This window comes from Candidatus Nitrospira neomarina (assembly GCF_032051675.1).
GTDB classification, from domain to species: Bacteria; Nitrospirota; Nitrospiria; order Nitrospirales; family UBA8639; genus Nitrospira_E; species Nitrospira_E neomarina.
Map to the genome: position 1 here is coordinate 3,072,927 of NZ_CP116968.1, position 13,648 is coordinate 3,086,574.

General features: G+C 51.5%; 9 protein-coding genes. 7 read left to right on the top strand and 2 right to left on the bottom strand.

Annotated elements, in window-relative coordinates:
• Positions 1-21 precede the first annotated feature (21 nt).
• Entirely contained in the window at positions 22-1,164 is a 1,143-nt protein-coding gene (locus PQG83_RS13170) for a PQQ-dependent sugar dehydrogenase (protein ID WP_312741830.1), read from the top strand.
• Between the two features lie 7 nt (positions 1,165-1,171).
• Here the strand turns inward: PQG83_RS13170 and PQG83_RS13175 are convergent, their stop codons facing one another.
• The gene (locus PQG83_RS13175; RefSeq protein WP_312644576.1) at positions 1,172-2,200 is read right to left on the bottom strand and encodes a rod shape-determining protein; all 1,029 of its coding nucleotides are present in this window, start codon (positions 2,198-2,200) and stop codon (positions 1,172-1,174) included.
• 471 nt (positions 2,201-2,671) lie between these two features.
• Here PQG83_RS13175 and PQG83_RS13180 point away from each other — a divergent pair, with 471 nt between their 5' ends.
• The 6 genes from PQG83_RS13180 to PQG83_RS13205 all read left to right on the top strand — a co-directional run bounded on the left by PQG83_RS13180 (position 2,672) and on the right by PQG83_RS13205 (position 12,725).
• On the top strand, positions 2,672-4,105 hold the full coding sequence (locus tag PQG83_RS13180; RefSeq protein WP_312741833.1) for a M23 family metallopeptidase: 1,434 nt from the start codon (positions 2,672-2,674) through the stop codon (positions 4,103-4,105).
• An 82-nt stretch (positions 4,106-4,187) separates the two neighbouring features.
• Positions 4,188-6,602: a DNA gyrase/topoisomerase IV subunit A gene (locus tag PQG83_RS13185; RefSeq protein WP_312741836.1), complete on the top strand. Its 2,415-nt coding sequence runs from the start codon at positions 4,188-4,190 to the stop codon at positions 6,600-6,602.
• Between the two features lie 68 nt (positions 6,603-6,670).
• Positions 6,671-8,614 (top strand): DNA gyrase/topoisomerase IV subunit B, encoded by a 1,944-nt coding sequence (locus tag PQG83_RS13190; protein WP_312741838.1) that lies wholly within the window; start codon positions 6,671-6,673, stop codon positions 8,612-8,614.
• Positions 8,615-8,923: 309 nt separating this feature from the next.
• Positions 8,924-10,636: a SagB/ThcOx family dehydrogenase gene (locus PQG83_RS13195; protein WP_312741840.1), complete on the top strand. Its 1,713-nt coding sequence runs from the start codon at positions 8,924-8,926 to the stop codon at positions 10,634-10,636.
• A gap of 266 nt (positions 10,637-10,902) precedes the next feature.
• Entirely contained in the window at positions 10,903-11,952 is a 1,050-nt protein-coding gene (locus tag PQG83_RS13200; RefSeq protein WP_312741843.1) for a DNA-3-methyladenine glycosylase, read from the top strand.
• A gap of 293 nt (positions 11,953-12,245) precedes the next feature.
• Positions 12,246-12,725 carry a urate hydroxylase PuuD gene (locus PQG83_RS13205; RefSeq protein WP_312741846.1) on the top strand — a complete coding sequence of 160 codons (480 nt, stop codon included), beginning with the start codon at positions 12,246-12,248 and terminating at the stop codon, positions 12,723-12,725.
• 276 nt (positions 12,726-13,001) lie between these two features.
• Here PQG83_RS13205 and PQG83_RS13210 read toward each other — a convergent pair whose 3' ends face one another.
• Positions 13,002-13,238, bottom strand: a complete 237-nt coding sequence (locus tag PQG83_RS13210; RefSeq protein WP_312644591.1) for an Lrp/AsnC family transcriptional regulator — start codon at positions 13,236-13,238, stop codon at positions 13,002-13,004.
• Positions 13,239-13,648 lie beyond the last annotated feature (410 nt).

A 13,648-nucleotide genomic window follows, 5' to 3' on the forward strand; every position in this document is an offset into this window, starting at 1 on the left:
CTTAGACACCTGGGCCCCGTAATGATGGGAATCGTCATAGGGATAGCGGTAGGGCTTTGGTCAACCTCCGGCTGGGGTCTTTCTGGAAAACCTGCCTCTGTTAAAGGTCCCATTGGATTGCAACCCCTGGTGGAGCACGACTTTTCTAAGCCGGTCTTTCTCACCGCCAGTCCGGATCAAACCAATCGCTTGTTCGTGGTAGAACAGAATGGCCGCATTGTCACCCTGACTCCAGGCCAACGGAATCCTGCTCTTTTCCTGGATATCGCTGAAAAGCTGTCCACAGGAGGGGAACGGGGACTCCTGGGTCTGGCATTCCATCCTCAGTACTCGAAAAATGGCCGGTTTTTTGTCAATTACACCAGGGCACAGGACGGGGCCACAGTGATTGCCGAATACCAAGTCTCATCCGACCCCGCCCAAGCAGAACCACAAGAAACCATCCGACTCGTTATTCCGCAACCCTACGGCAACCATAACGGAGGCATGATCGCTTTTGGCCCCGATGCATTCTTGTATATTGGGACGGGAGATGGCGGAGCAGGCGGTGATCCGGAGAACCGAGCTCAAGATCGAAAGTCTTTGTTGGGTAAATTCCTTCGGATCGATGTAGATGGACCGCCTCCCTACCGCATCCCTGCCGACAATCCCTTTGTCGGACAACCAGGCCAACCTGAAATCTTTGCACTTGGCGTTCGAAACCCCTGGCGCTTTTCCTTTGACCGCCAGACCGGGGACTTATGGGCCGGGGATGTCGGACAAAACCTTTGGGAAGAAATCGATGTGATTGCCAAAGGGAAAAACTATGGATGGCGACTCTTAGAGGGGACCCACTGTTTTAAACCCGCCAAGAATTGCCAATCGGCCCAGCATGTGGTCACGCCACCGGTCACAGAATACCGGCACGAACAAGGACGATGCTCGGTGACCGGAGGCTATGTCTATCGTGGAAAACGCGTGCCTTCATTAGAAGGGCTCTATGTGTTCGGAGATTATTGTACCGGAGAAATCTGGGGTTATCGCGACGGGCAGACCACACAACTGCTGGATACGGAACTACAAATCTCGTCTTTTGGGGAAGATCGTGAGGGAGAACTCTATGTGATCGGTCATCAAGGCAAGATTTTTCAGATCGCACCGAACACGTCGGTTGTCTTGCCTTAGTCAACCATTAAAATTTTTGAATCTTTTGAAATAAATCGACTTCATCAAGAGCTTTTCCCACGCCATACACCACGGAGGTCAAGGGATCTTCCACCGTAATGATGGGCAGATTGGTTTCCTCCTGAAACCGCGTGGCAATGCCAGGCAACAGCGAACCCCCGCCTGTAATCACCACTCCCTTATCGATAATATCTCCGGCCAATTCCGGCGGGGTATTCTCCAACGCGTTTCGTAAGGCATTCACGATGGCATGTATGGGATCTTCCAAGGCTTCTCGAATCTCGGAATCATTCACGACAACCGTCCGGGGAATACCCGAAATCATGTCACGCCCTTTGACCATCATCGTTTTGGCTTGTTCTAACGGGTAGGCAGATCCGACTTCGATTTTCACCTTTTCCGCCATGTGATCACCGATCAGGAGGTTATATCGTCGCTTAATATAACTCATAATGGCATCATCCATGGAATCACCCGCCACTTTAACCGACTCGCTACAGACAATGCCCCCAAGGGAAATGACCGCAATATCGGTGGTACCTCCTCCAATGTCGACCACCATGTTCCCCGAAGGTTCCGTAATCGGTAACCCCGCTCCTATTGCTGCCGCAACCGGCTCTTCGATGAGATAGACTTCCCGGGCGCCGGCTTGGCTGGCCGATTCACGGACGGCCCGTTGCTCAACTTCGGTGATACGGGATGGCACGCCAATAATACAGCGCGGCCTGACGAACGCCCGTCGGTTATGCGCTTTGGTAATAAAATAATGCAACATGCGCTCGGTCATGGCGAAATCGGCAATGACCCCTTCTTTGATCGGGCGGATCGCCACAATATTACCCGGCGTCCTTCCCACCATGCGTTTGGCTTCGACACCCACGGCCAATACCGTGTTCGATTGCTTTTCGATGGCCACCACCGAGGGTTCACTCAGGACAATGCCTTTACCACGAACATAGACCAGTGTCGTCGCCGTACCTAAATCGATGGCTAAATCACTCGAAAACCACCCTAGAATATCACTCAACCCTGGCATGAGCCCCCCATGTGGAAAGACGGTTGATTCAGAAAATGCCGATCAGGCTGTCGCCTGTTCGGCACTACCGACATATATCGGAACACCATTTATCAAAATAAAGGAATATTGAGAAAATGTCCGGGAATGTGTTTGTCACCAAGAAGCCACCGGCTTCGTCCATGAAACCAAGCTCCTGATCAACCATTCAGGGAGCGGGAATTCCCACATCATCCATCTGGACGAAACACCTGGCCCGAGAGGAGGGATATGAGACATGAGGCCTGGCTGTGGCCCGGCACAGGCTAGGCGATCATCCTGTCCATGTCAAGAGTATAGAGAACCGATTTCTACGGTTGTGAATCAGGCGCGCGCGCTTCACCGTCTCTTCAGACAGATCGTCCACTTGCTCTGAAGGCTGGGTATGGTATAAGAAGAGGAACATTTTTTGTCCGGCTCGCACCATCCTCTGGAGGAAGAGTTACCTCGATCGTGTCTAAAAAAGGCTTGCTGTTTATTATCGTCCTGGCTCTTATCGCCATTTACCTGGGATTAATTGGGAACGCACGATGGGGAGATTCCACTGCCCCTGAAATCTCGCTCGAACAACCGTTCGAGCTGGTCGGCCCAACCACGCCACTGGTGCTTCGTATTCATGATAATGAGACCGGTCTTCGGGATATCTCAGTCCGCATTATTCACAACTTGGAAACATTCAGCCTGGCCGACCAATCCTTTTCTTCTGAGGGGTGGTTGTCGGCAGCCGGAGGACGTGACCATGAATTCACGCTGAACGTGATTCCCTATGCCAACTCGGACCTGCCTCGCCGGCAAGGTCAGGCTCAACTCATTGTGACCGCCAGGGATTATTCCTGGCGTAACTGGTTTGAAGGTAACGGACAACGATTGGAGAAGGAATTTACTCCACAATTTACACCACCCAGATTGGAACTCCTGTCACCCCCCACGACCATCGTGCAAGGTGGGACAGGTATCGTCAGGTATCGAGTGATTCCGGAAGTGTCTTTTCACGGGATAAAGATTGGAAAGGCCTTCTTCCCGGGATATCCTGCACCTGACAAAGCCGGCATGTTTGCCTTCATTGCCTTTCCTTATAATTTGCCCTCCTCGACCCCGATCCAAGTCATTGCAGACGACGGGCATGGCAACTCCGCTCTCATGGATGTCAGTTTCAAGGTCAAACCTCAAGCCTGGCGTACCCGCTCCATCACGATTTCCGACTCATTTATTCGTAAAACGGTTCCGACCATTCTGGCACAGACCCCTGAATTACAGAGCATGGGCGATCCACTGAAGGATTTCCTTCTGGTCAATGACACGTTACGCAAAATGAATAACGAGACCATTTCCAAACTGGCCAAAAACAGCCGCCATGAATTTCTCTGGAAAGGGGCGTTTCGTCAATTGTCAGGCTCACAGGTTGAAGCCTCCTTCGCCGATCACCGCAAATATACGTATAAGGGACAGGTCGTCGATACCCAAGATCATTTAGGGTTTGATCTCGCCGTCACCCAGCATTATCCCGTCGAAGCCGCTAATAATGGAATCGTCATATTTGCCGGATATCTGGGAATTTATGGGAACACGATTATCCTTGATCATGGATATGGATTGCTTTCCTTGTATGCACATCTCTCCTCGATTGAAGGCAAACCCGGTGACGCTGTCATCCTGGGACAACCCATTGGCAAATCAGGCACCACCGGTCTCGCAGCCGGCGATCACCTGCATTTTAGTTTGATTTTGCATGGCGAACAGGTGAATCCCACGGAATGGTGGGATCCGTTTTGGGTGAAAACCCGCATCAAAGACCAGTTAGGATTGCCCTCTCTGGTTAAACCAACGGATGAAGAACCGGAACCGGCCACAACACACTTAGGCCCCTCGCCCGCGCCAGTCCAGTAATGTCATAAGGCGGCTTCACCCTCCGAGATCCGAATCCTACATGAATTTCAAGACCCTCTGAGTCATCAAAGGATACGAACGTATGGCCAAACGAACCCGGTCTGGCACCGATAATTCCACCACCAACCCTTCAGCAACCATCCCGGTTCTATTGGATGAGACAACACGTCAACGCTACCTCAATTATGCGCTCTCGGTTATTACCTCACGGGCCCTTCCGGATATCCGGGATGGATTGAAACCGGTGCAGCGGCGCATTTTGTTTTCCATGTTTCACAATCATCGACTTGTGCCTGACCGGCCTCCCATCAAGAGCGCCAAGGTCGTGGGGTCGGTTATCGGTGAATGGCATCCACATGGGGACGCGGCGGTTTATGACGCGATGGCTCGAATGGCCCAGCCCTGGTCATTGCGTAACACCCTGGTGGATGGCCATGGAAATTTCGGCAGCCAGGACGGTGATCGTCCCGCCGCTTATCGCTATACCGAAGCCCGTCTGACACCCCTCGCACTCGAACTGCTGAATGAACTGAATAAAAACACGGTCGACTTCCAACCCAATTACGATGGCAAAGCGGAAGAACCGCTGGTACTCCCCGCGCGCTTTCCCAATCTGCTGGTGAATGGCTCAACAGGCATTGCCGTGGGCATGGCCACCAATATCCCTCCCCATAATTTAGGAGAGGTGATCGAGGCCGCGATCGCCTTGATTGCGAAACGGGATGCCTCAATTTCCGATCTCATGAAATACCTGAAAGGCCCGGACTTCCCGACGGGCGGCGAAATTTTAAACAACAAAACTGAGATCCGGGAAATGTATGAGACCGGACAGGGGTCGATCCGGCTTCGCGGAGAATATGAAGTCAAACCATTGGATCACGGGAAATCAGCCATTCTCATTACATCCATTCCCTTTGCCGTCGATAAGTCCACGATTGTGGAACGGATCGGCGAATTAATCATCACCAAAAAGGTTCCGCAATTGGTGGATGTCCGGGATGAGTCCACGACCGAAGTTCAAATCGCGCTCGAGACACAAAAAGATGCCGATCCCCATCTGGCCATGGCCTATCTCTTTAAACATACGCCGCTGCAGAATAACTTTTCCGTTAATTTGACGTGCCTGGTTCCGGTACCAGGATCGACCGTGGCGCGTCCTGATTGCCTGAATCTCAAGCAGATGCTGGAACAGTTCATCGACTTTCGCTTTGTCACCGTTAAGCGGAGATTCAGCTACGATTTGCAAGTCCTGGAAAAGCGAATCCATATTCTGAATGGGTTCAAACTTATTTTCGACGCTCTGGATCAGGTGCTCAAAATCATCCGGCAAAGTGAGGGTAAAGCCGATTCTGCCAATAAACTCCAACAACGATTCGGACTCGAACCCATTCAAACCGACGCGATTTTGGAAACGCCCATCTATAAATTATCCCGAACTGAAATCAAAAAAATGCTGGATGAGCTGGCCGACAAGCTGCTCCAGGCCAAAAATCTCAAAACCCTTCTGGCTTCCAATACCAAATTATGGGATGTGGTCAAAAAAGAACTGGAAGAGGTTGCTACAGCGTTTGGAGACAAACGTCGGACCAAAATCGGCCGGCGGCAAACCGAGGAAGTCGAGTTTGATCCGGACGCGTTCCGGGTTAAAGAAGATGCGGTAATCACCGTTTCCGCAGATGGATGGATCCGGCGAGTCGGCCTTATTAAAGATCTTTCCAAAGCACGGGTTCGGGAAGGCGATCGGGTCATGACGATTTTAGGCGGGAGTACCCTTGAATCGGTGGTGTTCTTTTCTAATTATGGCAGCGCGTACTCTATTCGCATCGGCGATATTCCACCGGCCCGAAGTGGCTTTGGAGATCCGGCGCAAAAGCTTTTTAAATTCAAAGATGGCGAACGGATTATTGAGGGACTGAGCTTCGATCCGCGTGTGCTGGCAACGGGAGTGTCCGCCCTTGCACCGTCAAAAAGTCGCAACCTGCCCCTCTTCGACAGCACCCCAACCGGTCTATCCGGAGAAGCCGTCGCCATGACGTCAAGCGGGATGGGAATCCGGTTTGAGCTTGACCCCTTCCAGGAGCCCTCGACCCGACTGGGCCGAAAATTTTGTAAACTCAAGGAAGGGGAAGAAGTCATCGGGGTCAGCCAGGTCACTGCTCCTCTGCAAAAAACCGTCGTAGCGGTCGTTTCCGCGCGAGGACGAGCCCTGCTTTGTCAGGCCGAAGAGGTGGCGCAATTGGCCGGACCCGGCCGTGGAGTCATCGTCTTAAAATTAGATCAGAACGATACCGTGGTTGGATTTAGATTATTGTCTTCAAAAGAGGAAGAACTCATGCTTGCCAAAGAAGACGGTGGCACTCTTTCCGTCTCCCTTCGCAAGTACCAGGTGGTCGGACGTGGAGGGAAAGGACATCCATTGCTGAAGCGGGGTCGTCTGACCGGCATGATGCCAACTGAATTGACCGTGCCGGTTTTCCAAGCAGAAGTTACCCCTTAGCTTCCTGATGCATTACACAAAGAACCTGTTGCCCTTTTTCATTCTCATTCACTCACAAGGATTCGTTTATGGGTAAAACATATGATGCCAGTGATATCGTGGTGCTGGAGGGTATTGAGCCCGTCCGACGCCGCCCTGCGATGTATATCGGAGGCACCGATAAGACGGGCCTGCACCACTTAGTCTGGGAAATTCTGGATAACGCGATCGATGAGGTCATTAATGGCTATGCCACTCACATCATCGTGGAACTGGATAAATCGCGTGAAGGTCTCCGCATCACAGACAACGGTCGTGGCATTCCGGTGGATAAACATCCCAAACACAAAAAGTCGGCATTGGAAATTATCATGACAACCCTACATGCCGGAGGAAAGTTTGATACGGGAAGCTACATCCATTCCGGCGGATTGCATGGAGTCGGCGCCTCGGTGGTGAATGCCCTGTCCCGTCACCTGGAAGTTCAGGTGAAACGCGACGGCAAGGAATGGGAACAGACCTATCAGGCCGGAATACCTCAAGGTCCCGTCAAGGCCTTGGGCAATGCACGAGGAACCGGAACTTCGGTCTATTTTCGTCCCGACCCCAAAATATTCGGTAAAACCATTCAATTCGATCCCGCTGTGTTACTGGATACCCTGGATGCCAAGGCCTATCTGCATAAGGGGCTCAAGCTGACTTTCAAAGATGGTACCACCGGAGAAACCCACTCGTTTCATCACGAACAGGGCATCCAGGAATACTTACGCAAATTAGTGGCGGATCGCGGTCGAAAAACGACCGTCGATTTCGTCTTTTACCTGGAACGCCAATTTAAAAATGGCGCATCAGGCCCTGAAGGAGGGGCACAAGCGCTGAAGATGGAAGTCGCCTTGCAATGGACCGATGAACCCGCCGAATTTGTCAAAAGTTATGTCAATGGGGTGGCCACTCCCAATGGGGGCACGCATGAAATGGGATTACGTGGCGGCATCGTGAAAGCTGCGCGCAATTACATCGACACCCACAATCTCACGCCCAAAGGCCTCTCCCTTCAAGCCGAAGATATTCGCGAGGGCATGGCGGCCGTACTGAGCGTCCTCGTCCTCCACCCGCAGTTTCAGGGGCAAACGAAGGAACGGCTCAATAATCCGGAAGTGCAGGCACAAGTGGATAATCTGGTCCGGCCGGCTCTTGAAACCTATCTCAACGAAAACCAAACCATTGCGGAAACCCTCGTGGGTCGCATGATCCTGGCCGCACGAGCCCGCGAAGCCTCTCGTGAAGCCTCCAAAGCCGTAATGCGGAAGTCGGCCGTCAGCCATCGCCTCAACCTGCCGGGAAAACTGGCCGACTGCCAGAGCACGGATCCAACCATCAGCGAACTGTTTATCGTCGAGGGCGACTCCGCAGGCGGAACAGCCAAACAAGGCCGTGACTTAAAAAATCAGGCCATTCTTCCCATACGGGGCAAAGTGCTGAACACGGAAGAACTCACCCTGGCCAAAGTGGTTGAGAACAAAGAGCTGGCGGATGTCGTTAAAGTCTTGGGCTGCGGGGTCGGGAAAGACTTTGATCTCAAGAAACTCCGGTATCATAAAATTATCCTGTTGATGGATGCGGATATTGACGGCTATCACATCAGCACACTGTTGCTGACGTTTTTTTTCCGGCACATGCCCGATCTGATCCGGCAAGGCCACGTCTACATTGCCCAACCCCCACTCTACCGAATTGAAATTGGGAAGGAAGTCCACTGGGCCGGCACCGACGAGGAAAAAGAACGGATTGTGTCAGGGGCTCGCAGCAACGCCAATCCCACCATCAGCCGCTTCAAAGGCTTGGGCGAAATGTTTCCTCAACAGCTCAAAGTCACCACCCTCCACCCCGCCACTCGTCGCTTACTCAAAGTCGAATTGTTAGACGAACTGCAAACCGACCGGACCTTTCAGGATTTGATGGGCAAACGCACCGAGGCCCGTTATGAATTTTTGATGGCCAACGCCGGGTTGGCTGACAACCTCGACGTGTAACAACCCCTCAGCTGTAAACAAAAACAGTGGGAACACCAACCCATCGCGATAAGGCAGGCCGTATGGGTCGGTTGAAAAAAGCCGCCAGCGGCGTTCTCGCCATTTTCCCGTGCTCACGTACTAAGCGTACGCTCCGCGCTTAAAAACGGCTGCGGCCTTGCTGGACGGACTTTTTTGAACCGACCCGGAGCCTTTGATGAGTAATCTAATCCTGGGCAAATTTGCCCTTGAAGATTTTTATTATTCAACACTCCCCGTATTGTTTCACTCACCTCTCACGGTGTTACACTTGTCCTCATGAACATCCACATGCCCAAGCAAGAATCGAAAACAACCCTTGACCACGTCAAACAATATCACGAGCAGACCAAGCATGAGTTCAACCGGTACGCCCGGTCGCTAGGATACTTGGATTGGGCGAATCAACCGGATCCCTTCCGTCGATTCCATGGCGCCCCACTCATTCCGCTTCCTCATCTCGCATTCGACGAAGATCCGCTTTCTCCATCGTATGAGTCCCTCTTTCCTCCGCACTCGATCCCCTCACAACCCATGACGCTCAACACTGTCTCTCGCTTTTTCGAATATGGGTTATCCCTCACGGCGTGGAAACAGTACGGCGGGACCCGGTGGGCACTGCGGAGTAACCCTTCCAGCGGGAACCTCCACCCCACGGAGGGCTATCTCTTCACGGGTTCTCTGCCTCAACTGACGCTGAAACCAGGACTCTATCACTATGCCCCCAAGGAACATGCTCTAGAACACCGGTGGGTTCTTCCACCTACAGTTGCCCAATCGATACTTCAAGGCATACCTTCTGAAGGATTTCTGATAGGCCTCACGTCCGTTCATTGGCGTGAAGCATGGAAATATGGAGAGCGGGCCTTTCGATACTGCCAACATGATACGGGCCATGCGATCGGCACGTTACGAATTGCCGCGGCGACCTTAGGCTGGAATCTGTTGGTGTTAAGTGGCACCTCAGACGAGACGATCGCACGGCTTTTGGGTCTGACCAGACCGCAGGATTTCTCACAGGCAGAACGGGAATACCCGGAATTGCTGGCGGCAGTCTGGCGCAGAAACATTCAACCCCCTCCCACGCTGAATCTGGCATTCAACGATCTTGATGATACGGTACTAACATCAGGAGAATGGAAAGGCACGGCAAACCGTTTGAGCAAAGATGAACCGGTCCTGTGGGACATTATCGATTCAGTCACAGAGGCATCCTGGAAATCGACTCAAGAACCCGAACCCATTGCCTTTCATGCTTCAGGTGTTCCCATGAACGAAGGGAAAGTGATTGAATCTGAACCCTTGGCTGGCCACATCATCCATCAACGACGGAGCGCCGTCGCATTTGACGGACGAACCGGCCTCCCCGCCGATCGTTTTTTCACCATGCTGCAACGGATCATGCCAAGAGAGGACTTGCCTTTACCGGATCGACCCATGCCCTGGGATGCCATTCCCTGGGAGCCCACGATTCACCTCATCTTGTTCGTACATCGAATAGACGGCCTACCGCCTGGACTGTATTGGGTCAATCGAAATCCAGAACACCGGGACCTCATGTTTTTCAAAAGCGTGATGCACGAGCAGTTTGTCTGGTCGACTCCTGAAGCATGCCCCTCCAATCTTCCTCTCTATCTCTTGGAAGAAGGTAATGCGCAAAATCTGGCTAAACAACTCAGTTGCGGGCAGGACATTGCCGGAGACAGTGCCTTTGCGCTTGGAATGGTCGCCGAATTCGACAGGAGCTTAGAAACGTATGGGCCGTGGTTTTACAAACGGTTGTTTTGGGAAACCGGGGTGATCGGACAAGTGCTCTACCTAGAGGCCGAAGCGGCTGGCATCCGGTCAACGGGGATCGGCTGTTTTTTTGATGATCCGGTCCATCGGGTGCTCGGCATTCATCCTCAAACCACATGGCAATCGCTTTATCATTTCACTGTTGGCGGCCCGCTGGATGATGGTCGTCTTACGACGTTACCACCCTACGGCCCTCACGTCACATGATGAATATACCTCCCCTTCGTAAGGGGTTTAAGTCCGAAGAGCCATTAAAGAGTTGGGATAACATCCTATCCTTGAATCCCATTATGTGTAGTGATTTCTTTTCCTCCCCTTTTGTAAGGGGAGGTGTAAGTGGGGTAGAGTTCATCCAACCGATCAGAGATCACACAAATTTTTGAAATCTCAACGAGAAGGCGAAAGTCTCTACCTCCCCCCCTCTCCCCTCCTTACAAAAGAGGGGAAAACAAGCCACATATGATCAGAGACGCATGACCACCAAAAAAGGGAAACCAGACCTTCTTCCGATTAAACGTCGGCTTCGATCAAACCAAACTCCGGCTGAGCAATTGCTTTGGTCAAAACTTCGTGGTTTTCAAATTCACGGCTTCAAATTTCGTCGCCAACATGGAATCGGATCATACATTGTAGATTTCTTTTGCCCGGAGAGATCCTTGGCGATTGAAGTTGATGGCGATGTGCACGCGAACGAAAGTAAAATCAAGAGCGACCGACAACGAGAGAATAATTTACATTCATTGGGGATCAAGCTCATTCGATACAACAATGACGACATTCTGCACAATCTCGATGGGGTTTTAGAAGATATTGCGTTACATGTGTCCAAGAGTTCTACCGCCCCTAACCCCTCCTTACAAAGGAGGGGAAGGCAAAAAAAGGAAGCAAATCCGGAATCCTATTTTCCAGTCACACTTCAAGGGCTTGGTAACCCTCCGGATCCTTTACCGCGAATATTTTTTGAACGACCAACGTTAAAAGTTGCGTCAGAACTGGTGGGAAAGGTGCTGATCAAACAGACGCCAAACGGGATCATCCAGGCCAAAATTGTGGATACGGAAGCCTACGTGGGACCGGATGATCGAGCCTGCCATGCCTCTAAAGGCCGCACGAAACGGACAGAAATTATGTTCGGCCCTGCTGGCTTCACCTATGTATACCTGATTTATGGAATGTACCACTGTCTCAATATCGTGACGGAACAAGAGCAATATCCTGCCGCAGTCTTAATTCGAGGACTGGAAATCTTGGGAGGGGATCATTCGCCGGATTTGCCAAAACGCATCGACGGTCCCGGCAGGGTCTGCCGATTTTTAGACGTGAATCGCACGCATAACGGACTGGATGCCACACTCGGCACCACTCTTTGGATCGAAGACCACGGACTGGCCGTTTTGCCCAAACAGATTCAAACTCTGCCTCGAATCGGCGTGGACTATGCGGGAGAATGGGCAAAGAAATTGTGGCGGTTCTGTCTGCCGGCTTCGACTCCCCCAAAAACACGTCGAGTCACCCCGAAGTAAATACTTTCGAATCCTTTTGCCCGATATCTTGAACAAGATAGCCGGTCTACGTTAGGCTAGTTCACCAGATACGTGTTGGCTACGTTCCGTAGCCCACATGACACAACCCGCTTCTCAACACTACGAACAATAAAGGAGGAAGACAATGGGCAATCCGCTCGATACGATCTCTGGCACCATCACTGCTGGCTTTGTATTGACCGTGGTCCTGTACGGCCTGGTCAAAATGCTGGTGTGAACCTGATCACCTCCAAAGACATAATTAATCAACCTAACGAATACGAGGACATTTTATGGAAAGTTTATTGGCGTGGGGACATTACCTCGCGGGCATTACCTGGATTGGAATCCTGTATTACTTTAATTTCATCCAAGTGCCATTTCTCAAAGCCGTCACACCCGAAACCAAAGCTGAATCCTTTAAACACCTGGTGCCCAATGCGCTCTGGTGGTTTCGCTGGGGAGCCCTATTCACCTGGATATTTGGTGCCGCCTTACTGATGAATCAGCATCGTATGGGAAGTGCATTTATGCTGCAGGGACCGGATGCCGTGATCGGCATGGGTGCCTGGCTTGGGACCATTATGTTGCTGAATGTGTGGGGAATCATTTGGCCCAATCAGAAAAAAGTCCTTGGGCTCAAGGAAGCGACACCTGAAGAAAAAGCCAAGGCCGGACGGATGGCGCTCCTGGCGTCTCGCACAAATACCATGCTTTCCATCCCAATGTTATTTTTCATGGCCAATTCCGGCCATGCTTCCGGTTTGTTCTGATCTCAATCATCCTTTCCTAATCTCAGATCAAAAATCTGGATGACGACAAAAGCCGGGGTCAAAAGACCCCGGCTTTTTCTATACAGCATCCTTGTTTTCTCGTGGCTCACTAAAAGTGCCTGGAGGGATTGTATGAACCAGGAAGCCACAGCTCACAATCCGGAGCAAAATTGCTAGACTTCATCTATCCCAAATCCTCAAATCCTCCTTGGCATCGACTCCAACCCCTTGAGTTCGCTCCCGCTTCTAAGGCAAGGATAAGGATAATGAAAGCTACTAATCCTGGACGACGATATGCGTGTCGGTTTCCTCTACTCCCGGGATGGTGTGAATCTTGGCCATGATGAGATTGGACAGAGCCCGGTCATCAGGCGCATTGACCAGACCAAAGATATCAGGCTGACCGAAACAGGCATGAGCTTGTTCCACCCCGGAAAGGGCTTTGAGGGTCTCTAATACATCCTGGACTTTTCCTGCTTTGACTTTCATGAGAATATACGCTTTGGCTGCCATACATACCTCCTTAATGAATGCGATTCAGATTCCGGTCATTAATAGTGAAATTGGTGTTGGTACACAAAAGATATAATCGTTAACGCTTTGCCGAGTCATGCTGAAGGTACCTTTGTACCATAGATGGAAAGTAGCTTTCATTCTCTTCCCGCTCTCTCCCAAACAGCCCAGGTAACCAAAAAGAAGTTGCGGACGCCCTGCCTTCCTCAGGTAGGATGAACGATTATTTTTCCCCTATTGGGGCTGTTGAAAAAAGCCGCCAGCGGCGTTCTCGCCATTTTTCCGTGCTCACGTACTGGAAGTACGCTCTGCGCGCAAAAATGACTGCGGCCTTGCTGGACGGACTTTTTTGAACCGCCCCGGGACCTCTAATATGCAACGTGCCTGTGGGGCAATATGCCCTTGGAAAT

Excerpts from the sequence above, each read along its gene's own strand:
- PQG83_RS13170 (WP_312741830.1), top strand. The coding sequence starts at position 22 with ATGATGGGAATCGTCATAGGGATAGCGGTAGGGCTTTGGTCAACCTCC.
- PQG83_RS13175 (WP_312644576.1), bottom strand. The coding sequence starts at position 2,200 with ATGCCAGGGTTGAGTGATATTCTAGGGTGGTTTTCGAGTGATTTAGCC.
- PQG83_RS13185 (WP_312741836.1), top strand. The coding sequence starts at position 4,188 with ATGGCCAAACGAACCCGGTCTGGCACCGATAATTCCACCACCAACCCT.
- PQG83_RS13190 (WP_312741838.1), top strand. The coding sequence starts at position 6,671 with ATGGGTAAAACATATGATGCCAGTGATATCGTGGTGCTGGAGGGTATT.
- PQG83_RS13195 (WP_312741840.1), top strand. The coding sequence starts at position 8,924 with ATGCCCAAGCAAGAATCGAAAACAACCCTTGACCACGTCAAACAATAT.
- PQG83_RS13200 (WP_312741843.1), top strand. The coding sequence starts at position 10,903 with ATGACCACCAAAAAAGGGAAACCAGACCTTCTTCCGATTAAACGTCGG.
- PQG83_RS13205 (WP_312741846.1), top strand. The coding sequence starts at position 12,246 with ATGGAAAGTTTATTGGCGTGGGGACATTACCTCGCGGGCATTACCTGG.
- PQG83_RS13210 (WP_312644591.1), bottom strand. The coding sequence starts at position 13,238 with ATGGCAGCCAAAGCGTATATTCTCATGAAAGTCAAAGCAGGAAAAGTC.